This is a genomic window from Mycobacterium colombiense (genome assembly GCF_001953985.1).
GTDB classification, from domain to species: Bacteria; Actinomycetota; Actinomycetes; order Mycobacteriales; family Mycobacteriaceae; genus Mycobacterium; species Mycobacterium colombiense_B.
This window is the reverse complement of record NZ_MBEI01000079.1, coordinates 265,051-279,644: the sequence shown is the minus strand read 5'-3', so window position 1 is coordinate 279,644 and position 14,594 is coordinate 265,051. Positions and strand designations below refer to the sequence as shown.

13 protein-coding genes are annotated in these 14,594 nt (G+C 65.8%); 5 read left to right on the top strand and 8 right to left on the bottom strand.

What is annotated here, in order from left to right; translation table 11 throughout:
- Positions 1–6 precede the first annotated feature (6 nt).
- Positions 7–831 (top strand): SDR family NAD(P)-dependent oxidoreductase, encoded by an 825-nt coding sequence (locus A5732_RS25320; RefSeq protein WP_076103652.1) that lies wholly within the window; start codon positions 7–9, stop codon positions 829–831.
- On the opposite strand, the gene A5732_RS25315 is transcribed toward A5732_RS25320, so the two are convergent.
- Positions 800–2,299: an aldehyde dehydrogenase family protein gene (locus tag A5732_RS25315; protein WP_076103610.1), complete on the bottom strand. Its 1,500-nt coding sequence runs from the start codon at positions 2,297–2,299 to the stop codon at positions 800–802. The two genes, A5732_RS25320 and A5732_RS25315, sit on opposite strands and share 32 nt — an antisense overlap.
- A 131-nt stretch (positions 2,300–2,430) precedes the next feature.
- Between A5732_RS25315 and A5732_RS25310 the strand changes: the two genes are divergently transcribed.
- The 3 genes from A5732_RS25310 to A5732_RS25300 are packed head-to-tail and all read left to right on the top strand — an operon-like array spanning position 2,431 to position 6,027.
- On the top strand, positions 2,431–3,639 hold the full coding sequence (locus tag A5732_RS25310) for a cytochrome P450 (RefSeq protein WP_076052307.1): 1,209 nt from the start codon (positions 2,431–2,433) through the stop codon (positions 3,637–3,639).
- Between the two features lie 22 nt (positions 3,640–3,661).
- Positions 3,662–4,876 carry a CaiB/BaiF CoA transferase family protein gene (locus tag A5732_RS25305; RefSeq protein ID WP_076103651.1) on the top strand — a complete coding sequence of 405 codons (1,215 nt, stop codon included), beginning with the start codon at positions 3,662–3,664 and terminating at the stop codon, positions 4,874–4,876.
- Positions 4,873–6,027 (top strand): thiolase family protein, encoded by a 1,155-nt coding sequence (locus A5732_RS25300; RefSeq protein ID WP_076103609.1) that lies wholly within the window; start codon positions 4,873–4,875, stop codon positions 6,025–6,027. The genes A5732_RS25305 and A5732_RS25300 overlap by 4 nt, the downstream gene beginning before the upstream one ends.
- A gap of 80 nt (positions 6,028–6,107) precedes the next feature.
- On the opposite strand, the gene A5732_RS25295 is transcribed toward A5732_RS25300, so the two are convergent.
- From A5732_RS25295 to A5732_RS25270, 6 genes are read right to left on the bottom strand one after another with little or no spacing between them, the layout of a single operon-like run.
- Positions 6,108–7,307: an acyl-CoA dehydrogenase family protein gene (locus A5732_RS25295; RefSeq protein ID WP_076103608.1), complete on the bottom strand. Its 1,200-nt coding sequence runs from the start codon at positions 7,305–7,307 to the stop codon at positions 6,108–6,110.
- Positions 7,308–8,354 carry an acyl-CoA dehydrogenase family protein gene (locus tag A5732_RS25290; protein WP_065052564.1) on the bottom strand — a complete coding sequence of 349 codons (1,047 nt, stop codon included), beginning with the start codon at positions 8,352–8,354 and terminating at the stop codon, positions 7,308–7,310.
- A 2-nt stretch (positions 8,355–8,356) separates the two neighbouring features.
- Positions 8,357–9,187: an amidohydrolase family protein gene (locus tag A5732_RS25285; protein WP_076103607.1), complete on the bottom strand. Its 831-nt coding sequence runs from the start codon at positions 9,185–9,187 to the stop codon at positions 8,357–8,359.
- A complete protein-coding gene (locus A5732_RS25280; RefSeq protein WP_076103606.1) occupies positions 9,184–10,809 on the bottom strand; it encodes an acyl-CoA synthetase in 1,626 nt (541 codons plus the stop codon). The genes A5732_RS25285 and A5732_RS25280 overlap by 4 nt, the downstream gene beginning before the upstream one ends.
- A 31-nt stretch (positions 10,810–10,840) precedes the next feature.
- Complete coding sequence (locus A5732_RS25275; protein WP_076103650.1) at positions 10,841–12,043, bottom strand: amidohydrolase family protein; 1,203 nt, start codon at positions 12,041–12,043, stop codon at positions 10,841–10,843.
- Positions 12,044–12,073: 30 nt separating this feature from the next.
- The gene (locus tag A5732_RS25270; protein ID WP_076103605.1) at positions 12,074–12,919 is read right to left on the bottom strand and encodes an enoyl-CoA hydratase; all 846 of its coding nucleotides are present in this window, start codon (positions 12,917–12,919) and stop codon (positions 12,074–12,076) included.
- Between the two features lie 344 nt (positions 12,920–13,263).
- On the opposite strand from A5732_RS25270, the gene mbp1 reads away from it, so the two are divergent.
- Complete coding sequence (mbp1, locus tag A5732_RS25265) at positions 13,264–13,503, top strand: microaggregate-binding protein 1 (RefSeq protein WP_064952326.1); 240 nt, start codon at positions 13,264–13,266, stop codon at positions 13,501–13,503.
- Positions 13,504–13,563: 60 nt separating this feature from the next.
- Here mbp1 and A5732_RS25260 read toward each other — a convergent pair whose 3' ends face one another.
- Entirely contained in the window at positions 13,564–14,580 is a 1,017-nt protein-coding gene (locus A5732_RS25260) for a dihydrodipicolinate synthase family protein (RefSeq protein WP_064952325.1), read from the bottom strand.
- Positions 14,581–14,594: the final 14 nt, after the last annotated feature.

The window sequence follows — 14,594 nt, the reverse complement described above, 5'->3', positions numbered from 1 at the left end:
GAACTCATGACGTATCAAGGTCGTGTCGCTGTGGTCACGGGTGCGGGCTCGGGCATCGGCCGCGCGCTGACCCAGGCACTTACCCGGGATGGGGCGCACGTCGCGGCATCCGACATCGACCCGGACGGCCTGGCCGAAACCCAGGCCGCATGTCCGCCCGGGCGGGTCACCCCGTACCGGGTGGACGTCGCCGACCGCGATGCGGTGTCGAACTTCGCCGACGAGGTGCGCGAGCAGCACGGGCCCGCCTCGCTGCTGTTCAACAACGCCGGGGTGGACCTGTTCGCCGGCGTGGCGGACATGTCCTGGAAGGACTTCGACTGGCTGATGGGCATCAACGTCGGCGGCGTCGTCAACGGGACCAAAGCCTTTCTGCCACAACTCATCGAAGCGGGTACGACGCGACGGCCCGCCCGGCTGATCAACCTGTCCAGCGCCTTCGGGCTGATCGCGGTTCCCTACCAGGGCGCCTACAGCATGTCCAAGTTCGCGGTGCGCGGCCTCACCGAGGCGCTGCGGCAGGAGATGATCATGGAACGCCGTCCGGTGACCGTGCACTGCGTGCATCCCGGCGTCGTGCGTACCAACTTCGGCGCCAACATGCGCACAGCGGACACCGAGGATCCGGAGATGGCGACCAAGATGTTCGATCGCGCGGCCCTGACCTCCGCCACCAAGGCCGCCCGGTTGATTCTGCGCGGGGCCGACAAGAACCGCGCCCGCATCCTCATCGGAGCCGACGGCCGCGTGATGGCGGCGATGCCGCGCCTACTCGGCGCGGGGTACGCGGGCCTGTTGGCTAGGGCCGGGAAACTGACCGACTCGCGCTGAGCCGGCGACGGTTGCGGGCCTTCGTGATTCGCATCATCACGTCGGCGCCCAGCCGCAGCGACCGGCCGAACGGCGGCGCCGCGTTTCCGGTGATGCTGAACGGCAGATCGTTGCCCACCACGGTGCGGTGATGGCTGAACGTGTCGAAACCCGCCTTGCCATGGTAGGCACCCATCCCGCTGCGGCCCACTCCCCCGAACGGCGCCGCCGACGGAATCATCTGTGCCGCAAAGTCGTTACGGGCGACACCGCCGCTGCGGGTGCTGCGAACGAAGGTGCGGAAGTCGGCATCGTCGGACCCATACCAATACGCCACCAACGGCGCCGGCCGGTCGTTGATGTAGCCGATGGCCTCCGTCAGTCCCGAATACCCCTTCACCACAAGTACCGGGCCGAAGATCTCCTCGCTAGCGATCTTCATGCTCTCGTCGACATTTCGGACGATGGTGGGCGCGATCTTTCGCGAGGCCCGGTCCGGTAGCGACTCCCCCACCGGTGCAACGGTTTCCACGCTGGCCCCCTTGTCTCGGGCGTCCTCGATCAGCCCGACGACCCGGTCGAAATTCGCCTGGTTGACACTCGAGCAGTAGTCCTTGTTCGACACGATGCTGCCGAACATGTCGCGCAGGGTGTTCCGGGCGATGTCGACGAAGGCGTCCAGCCGCCCCTCGGGCACGAACACATAGTCGGGACATACGCAGACCTGCCCGCCATTGACCATGCGGGCCTGCGCGATCCGTCGGGCCGCGCGGCGGATGTCGGCGCCCGGTGCGACGACGACGGGGTTCTTGCCGCCGAGCTCCAGCGTGACCGGGACGAGATGCTGGGCCGCCGACCGTTGCACGAGGGCCCCGACCGACGGTGAGCCGGTGAAGAAGAGGTGGTCGAACGGCAAGGCGGCGAACGCGGCCGCCACGTCGGGACCGCCGGTGACGATGTGCAGTTCGTCCGGTTCGAAGTACTCCGGTGTCAGCGACGCCATCAGGTCAGCGGTGTGCGAGGTGACCTCCGACATTTTGATCATCGCCCGGTTGCCGGCGGCGAACGCGGTGGCAGCGGGCAGGACGACGAGATTGAGCGGGAAGTTCCACGGCCCGATGATCCCGATCACCCCGAGCGGTGAGGGCTGGACCTCGGCCCGCAGGCCGCACAGCCGCGCGGTGCGCATCAGCTTGGTTGGACGCATCCATTGAGCGGCATGGGATCTGGTGTGTTCGATGACCGAGAGCATCCCGATGACCTCGGTGAACAGGGTGGCGGCCTTGGAGCGCGTGCCGAAGTCGGCCGCCATGGCGTCCACGAACGCGTCGGTGTTGTCGAGAACCAGCGCCATCAACCGGTCGATGCGATTGCGCCGCGCCGCCAGGCTGGGCGGCCCCTCATTCATGAATGCACGCCGTTGCCGCTGCAGAACCGCGTCCAGCCCAGCCGCGCGCTGTTCGGCAGTGCGTTCGTCGAGTGTGCTCATGAATCACCTTCGGTGTCCGGACCGGCGAGCGACCTCGCGTGGTCATGCCCATATTGCCTACTGTAATAATTACAGTACGATCTTACGAAGTAAGTGTTCGATCGTGCTGAGATCAAGATGCTGGAGATCAGGTGACGACCAACGTTCACACCGCCGCCGGTGCCGGCGACGAGACCGTCAGCCTGCGTGACCCCTACCCGTTCTTTGCCCGCAAGCGGCGGGAGGCCGGCGTGTTCGCCGGCACGGTGATGGACTACTCCAAGACGCCGGAGTCCCTGATGCCCAAGCAGGAATACTCGGCGATGTCGTTCGACGCGGTCAACACCGTGTTCCGGGACGGCCGGGTGTTCAGTTCCAAGCCGTACGACAAGACCATCGGCCTGTTCATGGGGCCGACGATTCTGGCGATGGAGGGCAAGAAGCACCGCGAGCACCGCAACCTGGTCTCCGCGGCGTTCAAGTCCAAGGCGCTGGCCCGCTGGGAACCGACCATCGTGCGGCCGATCTGCAACGGCCTGATCGACGAGTTCATCGAGACCGGTCGCGCCGACCTGATCCGGAACTTCACCTTCGAATTCCCCACCCGAGTCATCGCCAAGCTGCTGGGACTGCCGGCCGACGACCTGCCGATGTTCCGCAAGCGTGCGGTCCAACTGATCAGCTACCACGTCAACTACGAAGGCGCCTTCGAGGCGTCGGCCGCGCTCAAGGACTATTTCCTCGAACAGATCGAACAGCGCAAATCCGAGCCCACCGAGGACATCATCGGCGACTTGGTCGCCGCGGAGATCGACGGCGAAAAGCTCACCGACGAAGCCATTTACTCGTTCCTGCGGCTGCTGCTGCCCGCCGGCCTGGAGACCACCTATCGCTCCTCGGGGAACCTGCTGTATCTGTTGCTCACCCATCCCGAGCAGTTCGCCGCGCTGCAAGCCGACCGCGAGTTGCTTGCGCCGGCCATTGAGGAAGGGTTGCGCTACGAGACGCCGCTGACCGTCGTGCAACGCTTCACCACCGAAGACACCGAGGTGGAAGGCGTGAAGATTCCGGCTCGTTCGGTGATCGGAGTGTGCATCGGTTCGGCCAACCGCGACGAACGGCGCTGGGAACGCTCCGAAGAGTTCGACATCTTCCGCAAGCACGTGCCACACATCTCGTTCGCCGCCGGTGAGCACACCTGCCTGGGTTTGCATCTGGCGCGGCTGGAAACGCGCGTCGCGATGGAGTGCCTGCTGGACCGGCTGACCAACGTCACCTTGCTGACCGACGATGACCCGCACATCCACGGTCAGCCGTTCCGGTCACCGAATGCGCTTCCGGTGACGTTCGACGCGAAGTAGGGTCGGCGAAATGGTCAAAGTCATGACGGGCTTTCGGGTCCTCGAGCTTGCGCAGTTCACCTTCGTTCCGGCGGCGGGAGCCATCCTGGCCGACTGGGGAGCGGACGTCATCAAAGTCGAACACCCGGCGCGCGGCGATACCCAGCGCGGCTTTTTGAATATGGGTGGCATTCAAGTCGATCCGGAACGGCACCCGCTGATGGAACATCCCAACCGCGGCAAGCGCAGCGTCGGGATCGACGTCTCCACGCCGGGCGGTCAGGAAGTGATCTACGAGCTGGCCAAAACCGCGGACGTATTTCTCACCAACTACATGCCCGCGCAGCGCCAGAAGCACAAGTTCGACGTGGAGCACATTCGCGCGGTGAACCCCAACATCGTGTACGCCCGCGGCTCGGCCTACGGCGACAAAGGCGCCGAGCGTGACACCGGCGGCTATGACGGCACGGCGTTCTGGACGCGCAGCGGCATCGGGTACGCCCTGACCCCCGAGGAGCTGGGCGGCGCACTGGGACAAGGCATTCCCGCATTCGGCGATTCGATCGGCGGCATGTTCATCGCCGGTGGCATCTCGGCCGCGCTGCTGCATCGCGAGCGCACCGGTGAGGCCGTCGAGCTGGACGTGTCGCTGCTGAGCACGGCCTGGTGGGCCGCGGGTGCCAGCGTGACGCAGGGCATGGAGACCGGCGAGGTCATGCGCACGCCCATGCCGGGTTCGGGCGCGGCCTCGGTGAATCCCTTCATGGGCAACTACGAAACCTCCGACGGCGGCACCATCAACCTTTGCATCATCAGCCCGACCGGGCTGATCCGCGACACGTTCGAACACCTGGGCATTCCCGACGCGGCCGACGATCCCCGCTTCTCCGATGTGCTCCCGCTGATCCAAAACGCCGACGCCGCCGCCGAACTGATTTCAAAGGCCTTTGCCGGCAAGCCCTTTGACTATTGGCGACAGCACCTCAAGACCATGAAGGGTCAATGGGCGCCGTTCCAGAGCCTGATCGACCTGGTCGACGACGAGCAGGCGCTCGCCAACGACATGATCGCCGAGGTCGAGCTCGCCGGCGGTGGCAAGCCGTTCCGCGTGGTCCGCGGCCCCGTTCAGTTCAACCACGAGCCGTTGACGACGACGCGGGCACCGCAGGCCAGCGAGCACACCGAGCTGGTCCTGATGGAGCTCGGCATGGACTGGGACCGGATCGAGGAACTCAAGAATGCGGGAGCCATTGCGTGACCTCCAATAACGATGTCGCCATCATCGGCGTGGGTCTGCACCCATTCGGGCGCTTCGAGGGCAAGTCGGCGATGCAGATGGGCGTCGACGCGATTCTCGCCGCGGTCGCCGACGCCGGTATCGCTTGGCGGGACGTCCAATTCGCCACCGGCGGGAGCTGGACGGTGGCCAACCCGGACGCAATCGTCGGCATGGTCGGCCTGACCGGCATCCCGTTCACCAACGTGTTCAACGCGTGCGCGACCGCCGCCAGCGCCGCCAAGGCGTGCGCCGACGGCATCCGGCTGGGCGACTACGACATCGGGATCGCCGTCGGCCTGGACAAGCATCCGCGCGGCGCGTTCACCGAGGACCCCGCGCTGGTCGGAATGCCGCGCTGGTACGCCGAGAACGGGCAGTATCTGACGACCCAGTTCTTCGGTATGAAGGCCAACCGCTACCTGCACGAGCACGGCATCTCCCAGCAGACCCTGGCCAAGGTCGCCGCCAAGAACTTCCGCAACGGGGCCATCAATCCCAACGCATTTCGCCGCAAGCCGATCTCGGAGGAAGACATCCTGAACTCGGCGATGCTGAATTATCCGCTGACCCAATACATGTTCTGCGCGCCGGACGAAGGCGCCGCCGCGGTGGTCATGTGCCGAGCGGACATCGCGCACCGTTATACCTCCAAGCCCGTTTATCTGCGGGCGGTGGAGGTGCGCACCCGCCGCTACGGAGCCTACGAGGTCAACACCACCTGCGCGCCGGTCGAAGAAGACATGGCGCCAACGGTTTACGCCGCCCGGACCGCGTTCGAGAAGGCCGGCGTCGCGCCCGACGACGTCGATGTGATCCAGTTGCAGGACACCGACGCCGGGGCCGAGATCATCCACATGGCCGAATGCGGGTTCTGCGAGCACGGCGATCAGGAGAAGCTGCTGGCCGACGGCGCCACCGAGATCAACGGGGCGATGCCGGTCAACACCGACGGCGGGCTGATCGCAAACGGCGAGCCCATCGGCGCCTCCGGCCTGCGACAGATCCACGAGATCGTGCGCCAACTGCGCGGCGAGGCGGGCGAGCGACAGGTGCCCGGCAACCCGAAGGTGGGATTCACCCAGTTGTACGGCGCACCGGGCACCGCCGCGGCAACCATCCTCACGACCTGACGGCCGGCGCTGGCGCCGAGCGTGAACTGACGGCGGCCGCCTTCGGCGTGTCGCCGCCGTCAGTTCACGTTCGGCGCACGCTAGGAGGCTTTCTTCGCCACCGGCGCGTACGCCGGCTTGCCCAGGCCCAGCACGTATTGCGCGATCATGTTGCGGAACACCTCGAGCGTCCCGCCGTAAATCCCGACCAGCGGGGCGAACCGGTACACGTACTCCGCGGCCCCGTTGTCGGCGGCGCCGTCGGTGCCCAGGGGCAACGTGGCCGCGGTGCCGAGGATGTCCATCAGGTCCGGGGAGATGTCACGCATCGTCTGCGCCAGCGCGACGCGCCCGAAGATGCTGGACGCGCTCAGCGACGCTTCCATCCGCGCGGCGCTGCGCCCCAGGCGATATGCCACCGCCGCGTCGTCAATCAGCCTGCGGCCGTTCGGATCCCGCTCCGCGACTCTGGCCGCGGCCTTGTCCAGGGCATCGGCCATGAAACCGGCCTGGTGCATCATGATCGACACGTCCTGCAGCCCGTCCGGGGCGGCCGCCACCGCGCCGTGCTCGGTGTTGAGGGGTTCACGCAGCACCGTCCAGCCCGCGTTCGCGTCGCCCAGGCGGTACTTGTCATCGACGCGCACGTCGCTGTAGTAGACGATGTTGGTGCGGTCACCGTCGACGGTGCGGATGCCCTGGATCTCGATGCCCGGGGAATTCAGCGGGACCAGGAACATGGTCAGGCTCTTGTGCTTCTGGGCGTCCGGATCGGTGTTGGTGATCAGGAAGACGTACTGGCAGTTGTGCGCTCCCGTGGTGAACATCTTGGAGCCGTTGATCACCCAGCTCGATCCATCCGCTTCCCGCACCGCGCGGGTCTTGCAGGTGGCGATGTCGGAACCGCCCTCGGGTTCGGTGTAGCCCAGGCACAGCCGGACGTGGCCGCTGAAGACGCCCGGCAGCACCTCATCCCGCAACTCGGCAGAGCCGAATTTAGCGACGGAACGGGCCACCATGGCGGTGGTACCCCAGGTCACCCACGGAACGTGCGCGCGCCGCTTCTCCAGCTCCCAAATGCGGCGACGCAACCGGCTGAAGCCGCCATCGGCCTCCGGCTTCCATTCGCGCTCAAGGTAACCGGCTGCGCCCAACGCCAGGTGCACCCCTTCGTCGAAGTTGTCACCCGTTTCCCGGTCCCGGCGCTTGACCTCTTCCGTCACATGCGTGCGCAGGAAATCACGCGCTTCTTCGAGGAAGCGCTGATCGTCGTCGGACAGCGTGACCCGTGAGAAATCCACTTAGGCGCCCTTTCCACTTTCGCGTGCGGCCACCAGCTCGCCGATGTACTTGGCGCTGGCGCCGGGATCGCCGCCGGCCAGCGCCCAGCCGCGGGCGCGCACCAGATACGCGGTCGCGGCGGCCTCCGCCGAAACACCAAGTCCACCTTGAATATGCACCGCCATGGTCGCGGCCTTTGCCGCCTCCTCCGCCATGAACACGAACGCCGAGGGCGCCAGCTCCGGTCGCTCCTGCGGCTCGTTGTCCAGGAACCAGGCCGCGCGCCGCGCCAGGTTGCGACCGCCCTGCACGGTGATCGCGATGTTGGCCAACGGGTGAGAGATGCCCTGCAGCGTCGAGATCGGCACACCCAGCGTGTAGCGGGTCTTGGCGAACTCGGCCGCGATGGTCATGGTCTCCTCCACCAGGCCCACCAGTGCCGAAGCGCTCAGCACGCGCCACTCATCCAGTGCCCGTTGATATTCCGCCAGCGCCCCGGATCCGCTGGCCAGCACGGTGCGGGTGTCGGCGGTCGCCGGATCCACCCAGGCCATCGGCAACCGGCCGATGTTGTCCACCTTGGTCGGGCGCGTCCCGAAGGTCAGCGCGACGACGTCGTCACCGTCGCGAACGATGACCTGGTCGGCAATCGACCCGGTGGGCAGGAGGCGGGCACCGGACGCGCTGTCGTGCTGCGGATCGAATGCGGCGAGTCGCTTGCCGTGGACGACGTCGGGTTCGGCCGCGCCGAGCCGCGCGAGCAGCCGCGCGGTGCAGACCTGGTCGATCCACGGAACCGGCGCCAGTGACCGGCCGATCTCCTCGGCCACCAAGGTCAGGTCGACCAACGTCGCACCGTCTCCGCCCGCGGACTCCGGGACGGCCATGGTCGTTGCGCCCATGGCGCACAACCGTTCCCACAGGTTCTTGTCGAAGCCGGTTTCCTCGGCGGCGCGAACGGTTTCGATCGAACAATGCGTCTTGAAGAAATCGCGGTAGGCGGCCTGCAGCGCCTCGTGATCCGACGTCAGGCTGTAGTCGAGCCTACGTAGTTCATAGCGGTCCATCCTCAGCCTTCCTCCTGGCCACCGAAGAAGAATTCTTGGGCATTGTTGTAGAGATAGTTGTCGAGCACGTCTGCGGGCAGGTCGAGCGCGGCAGCTTCGGGAACGACGCGGTGCATTTTCAGCACCGGCCAGTCGGAAGCGAAGATGACCTTGTTCGGCCCGCGGGTCCGCATGTAGTGCAACAGGCTGTCCGGCAATCGCTTTGGCGACCACGCCGACGTCATCAACCGCAGGTTGGCGTATTTGATCAACAGCCGGATCGCGACGTCCCACCACGGGTCTGCGCCGTGAATCATGCACAGCTTCAATTCCGGGAACCGAACGCAGACCCGGTCCAGGTGGATCGGATTCTGCACCTCGCCGGGGATGGGGGGCCCCGGGATCCCGGTGTTGATACACAGCGGCAGCTCGAGCTCGGCGCACTTGGTGTACAGCGGGTAATAGACGGCGTCGCTGGGCGGGTACTGACCGTCGCCCCAAAAGCTCGGTCCCACAGCGGCGTAGGCGACGGGCAGGTCTTTGACGATGGCGGAAAGTTCGCGCAGGGACGGCATCGGGCGCAGCAGGTTGACCCCACCCATCGCCAGGGCGAAGCGGTCCGGCTTCTCCTCGACGAATTTGCGCGCGGTCACCGACGGCTTGGCCAGGTTGTCCATCAGGATCGCCTTGCGCACACCCTGGGCGTCCATCTCCTCGAGCAACTTCGACAACTCGACCGGTGCGAACATGGACTCCGGGCCCTTGAAGTAGTCGTCACGCACCTTGAGCATCCAAGTCGGCTGCTGCTCGGTCTCGCCGAAGTGCACGTTGACCAGGCAATCGATAGCTTTCATGTCGACATCGGCGCCTTTGCTGTTGCGTGACGTTTCGCCCAACGGTAATCGGCCTTGCCGTTGCCCAACCGCTGGACCTGCTCGACGACGAGGAACTCCTTGGGCGCCTTGAACCGCGCCAGTCGCGACGTGCAGAGCGTGTGCAGCTCCTCGGCCGCCGCGGCGGCTCCATCGCGGAGTTCGACGAGGGCGACGAGTTCTTCGCCCCAGCGCTCGCTGGGCCGGCCGACCACCAGCGCGTCGGCGATTGCCGGGTGGGCGCGCAGCACCTCTTCGACTTCCTCGACGAAAACCTTTTCCCCGCCGGTGTTGACCACCAGCGAGTCGCGGCCGTACAACCGCAAGGCCCCGTCGGGCTCCAGCCCGGCCCGGTCACCGGATATCACCACCCGCTTGCCGCCGATCTCGGGGAAGGTCTTGCGGGTGGCGTCGGGATCGTTGAAGTAGCCCAACGGTATTCGTCCTTCCCTGGCGACCCAGCCCACCTCGGACTCGCCGGGGGAAAGGAAGTGGCTGTAATCCTCGGACAGCACCAATCCGCCCTCGCGCAGCGTGAAGGTGTCGGCCTGGGTGCCGCGCCGGCTGTGGCCGAAGCCCATGTTTCCGGTCTCCGATGAGCCGTAACCGTTGATGAGGGTGATGTGGGGCAGCAGTTCGAGCAGGGCCTGCTGATATTTCGGATTCGTCGCGGCACCGCCGGTGCCGATGGCGTACAGCGACGACAGCTCGTAGGAACCGCCCTGCAACTGCGCCACCAGCGGTGCGGCATAGGCGTCCCCGACCATCGTCATCATGCCGACCTTCTCACGCTCGGCCGTCTCCCAGACGGTATGCGGGTCAAGTCTTTTCGAGGTGTCATACATCACCACGGGCGTGCCCGCCATGATCGCCGCGAACGCTGTCCACATGCCGGCCGCGTGCATCAGCGGCGAGACGGCGAACCACGGGGCACCGGCGTCACCCCGCACCTTGTCGTGGATCTCCTGGGCGCAGGCGTGGTCCGCCCCCACCATGGACGACACGTAGATGTCGGACTGTCGCCACAGCACGCCCTTGGGCCGGCCGGTCGTGCCGCCGGTGCAGATCATCAGCAGATCGTCCGGGGACGGTGTCTCGCCGTGGTCGGTATCCCCCTGTGCCAGCGCATCATCCAACGACACCGAGCCGGGCAGCTCCGGGGCACCGCTGCCGTCGTCGACCGACACCAGCACGTCAACGCCTGCGCCGGTCAGCACGTCGGCGAATTTTGCGCCCAAGGCGCGGTGGTAGATGACCGCACGGGGTTTCACGTAGTCGAACAGCTCGCCGACCTCGCGGGGCGTGTAATAGTAGTTGATGTTCACCGGGACGGCGCGGGCCTTGAGGCAGCCGATGACCATGTCCGGGTACAGATCGTTGTGCATGACCAGCGCGACCCGGTCCTGCCCGCATTCCCAGTTCTGCAGGGAGGCGCGTTCCCGATGCGCCCCTAACCCTTTGCCTGCCAGGAAGTTCGCCAGCCGGCGGGTGCGCTCGGCCGACTCGCGAAAGGTGCTGCGGCGGCTGCCGCACACCGTCATCGTGCGGTCTCCGATGACGTCGGCGATTTCGTCGAGAACCGCCCCGATGGTCCATTCGCTCACGGGCGTAGCCGGCCTTGGGTAATCAAGTCGATCAGGCAGCCGAGCCGACTTGGACACCGAGAAGATCCAGCGCGTTGTCCCGCATGATCTTTCGAACGTCGGCCTCGCTGAAGCCCTTCAGCTCCTCGGCAAACGACACCGGCGATTCGAGGCCCTCTCCGTGCGGCCAGTCGGAACCGAACAGAATCTTGTCGACGCCGATGGCCTCGGCCAGCTCCGGCAAGTCGTCCTCGTAGTAGGGCGCGATCCACACGTTGTTGCGCAACTGCTCCACCGGGTCTTCGGGGAACCACTGGGGCTGCGTGTTCGCCGCCTTCTTCAGGCGCTTGATCAGCCGGTGCACGAAGTAGGAACCGTTCTCGATGCTGACCGCCTTGAGTTTCGGATGACGGGTGAACACCCCGTGCACGATCATCGAGGCCATCGTGTCGTGGATGGCCCGGTCGTCGAGGAGTACCTGATCCAGCGGATCCTTGGCCCCGAAGCCCTCGAACGTCGCCTTGCCGCCCCACGCCGCCGCGATGTGCAGATAACCGCTGTCGGACAGGTGGAATCCCACCGGCACTCCCGCCTCGGCCAACCGGGCCCACACCGGGTCGTGGCTCGGATCGCCCAGCGACCGCGGCTTGACCAGGCCGGGCACCGGCGCGGGGCGCACCAGCACCAGCTTGGCGCCGCGTGCCAACACGAACTCGACCTCTTCGACGGCCTTGGCCGGGTCGGCAAGCGAAATGATCGGCGCGGCAATGATTCGGCGATCGGGCCGGTCGAAGCCCCAGTCCTCGTCTAGCCACAGATTGAACGCATGCACCGACGCCATTGTCGCGTCGATGTCGTGTTTGAGCGCCTCCTCGACCCCGCATCCGAAGGTCGGCAGCATGAACACCGTCTCGATGTCCTGGGTGTCCATCACCGTGATCCGGGCATCGCGGTTCTGGTACTCGGGATGGTCCGCCAGCCGTTCGACCTTCATCAGCGAGGCCGGGTCGACGCCTTCGGGAATCTCGCCGCGGAACAACAGGTCGAGGCAGCCCGGCACGATGATCGGGTCGAAGGTGGGGTTGGGGATGAAGTGGTTGACGCGATCCCCGATCACGGCCCACGTCCGCTTGCCCTCATTGACCATCTGGACGCCGCGCCGTTTGAACTTCTTGTCCAGGTGGCGGGTGAACGAGTCCAGCGGCTCGTAGTAGTGATTGTCGACGTCGATCGCCTGGTAACCCAAGTCAGCCATGATCATCCTTTCCGCCATTACCGGCGAACACTAAGCGTCGGTCGAATCGAGCGATGGAAATTGCGGCGGCCGCTTCTCGAGAAAACTCGTGATGCCCTCGAGCACATCCGGGCGCGGCATGGCCTCGTGCAACAAAACCTCGGCGAGGGAATTGGCCTGTTCGACGTCGCGGGTCGCGTCGCCGTAGACCTGCCTCTTGATCACCGCCATCGACGCCGGGGAGCAATTCGTTGCGATGTCCTCGGCATAGTCCAGGGCACGCTTCATCAGACTGTCCGGAGCGACAACCTCTTTCACGAGGCCCAGCTCGGCCGCCTCCTCGGCGAGGAAGGTCCGCCCGCTCAGCAACAGATCGAGAGCCACGCCCCAGTTGGTCAGCCGCGGCAGTATCCAGGAAATGCCGAACTCCGCGATCAGGCCGCGGCGCGCGAACACGGCGCCGAACTTCGCGCCGGCGGCGGCGAACCGGACATCGCACATCAGCGCCTGGGTCAAGCCGATGCCGACACACGCACCGTTGATGGCCGCGATGACGGGCTTGCGCAGCGTCGTGACGAAGTGGGGCGGGCGCTCCCCGACCAGCTCGGCCAGGTTTGTCTGACCCGCCTTCTCCATCGTCTCGCCGTAGCTGGGTGCCGAACTCGGCGCGCCCAAATATGCGCCGGCACAAAACCCCCGGCCCCGGCCGGTCAACACGATGGCCCGGACGGCGGGGTCCTGCTCGGCGCGGTCGATCGCCGCGTAGAACCCGGCGGCGATGTCGGGGCCCCAGGCGTTGAGGCGATCCGGGCGATTGAACGTCAGGATTGCCACACCGGTTTCAGTGTTCTCATAAAGCACCGCCTCATCGGTGACCACACGGTCGGCGGCGCTCATCGGACCGTCCCCTCATAGCTGACCAACAGGCGAGTTTGTACCCATACTGTATACCTATCGGTACCGCATTCCACAATCGGCGTCAGTCGGCTGTGAAACCCCGACTAATCTGCGATTTCGGGCGCCGAACCGTCGCTCCAGCCACCCCCGGATCGGCGGCCCGGCGGACAACGATTTTGACGGCGCCGTAACCGAACGCCGGCAACTCTTTTTCGGCACGCAAACCCCCGTCGACGTGGCAAGACTTAATTCTTGTGGTGTGGGACACGCTGGAGGCACGTTTGCACCGGCCGCGCGATCGGGAAACCCAACAGAAGCCAGCCGACAATGGGAGGTAGTTGCAAATGGTTGACGTCAAGAGCGGCCCGATCGAACTCGTTCGAGGCATCGTCGAAGATGCCCTCGGAAAGACCAAGCAGGTTATCGGGATCATCATCGGCAATGACGGCCTGATCGACGAGGGCAAGGCTCAGCAGGACAAGGCGGAAGCCCAGCGCAATGCTGGAAAGAAGGAAGCCGCTGCTGAGAAGGCCCGCGGTAAGGCCAAGGCGTACGAACAGCGTGAGCGGGCCGAGCAGAACTAAGCGGCCAGCTAGTGAGCGGGCCCGGTCAATGACCGGGCCCGCTTCGCTGCGTAATCCCTTCTACTGCAACACGGTTTCGAGTAGGCCCAGGCGCTGGTAGGCGTTCTCGATCTGGGCCTTCGCCTCGGCGGGCAGCTCGGCCTGCGGGGGGCGGGAATGCGGATACGCCCCGATGGGCAGGCCGAGCAGCGACGCGGCGTACTTGAACGCGCCGCCCCAGTGCGTGAAGTAATCCGCTCGCCCCGGATAGCACGTCCACCAGGATCCGATGTCGAGATCGAATTGGTCCAGCCCGGACTCGCGGCCGTAGTCCATGGCCTCCACGAGCTTGTCGCTGCGCACCAGATCCCAATATTCGGAAAACAAACGCCGCGTGGGCGTTTCGAAAAGATAACCCGAGGTGCCCAATTGCGCCGGGCAGACGATCCCGTCGCGCAGCCAGCCGGCCCGGTACACCGTTTTGTCGCATTCCCACACCGCCAGGCCGGGGGCTAGTTCATGCAGCATCCGGCTGCTCGCCGGCCGGAAGGCACCCTCCTTGGTGGCGCACACCGCGGGAACCTCGTGATAGATTCGGGCACTTTCGGCCGGTGTCAGCACATAACCCGACGAAGGCGAATTGAACATGCCCAACGCGATATCCGTGCGCGCCGCCACGTATTGAAAGAAGCGCAGCACGCCGTCGCCGCCGTGCGCCTCCATCATCGGCGTTTGGATGTAGGCGATGTCGGCGCCCGCCTGCTGGGCGTGCAGCGTCAAGTCAACGCAGTCCTTCGCCGACATGGCCGCCGTGCAGGCCTGCACCACTACGTCGGGATTGATGCTGCGCGCCTCCTCGACCGCCACCTCCAGCAGGCGTTTGCGCTCGTCGAGGGTCAGCGACCAGAACTCGGCGATTCCGCTGGTGCACCACAACATCGGATGACCGAGATCACCCACGCAGTAGCGCACCAGCGTCCGGTAGGCGTCCCAGTCGATGTCATCGCCGTCGGTGCCGCAGAACGGGGTGTAGAGGGAGTCACCGATCCCCCGCAATGCGCCGGGCGCCCACGCTCGCGCCTCTGCTGCCGTAGCCATGGTCGACTCCTTTT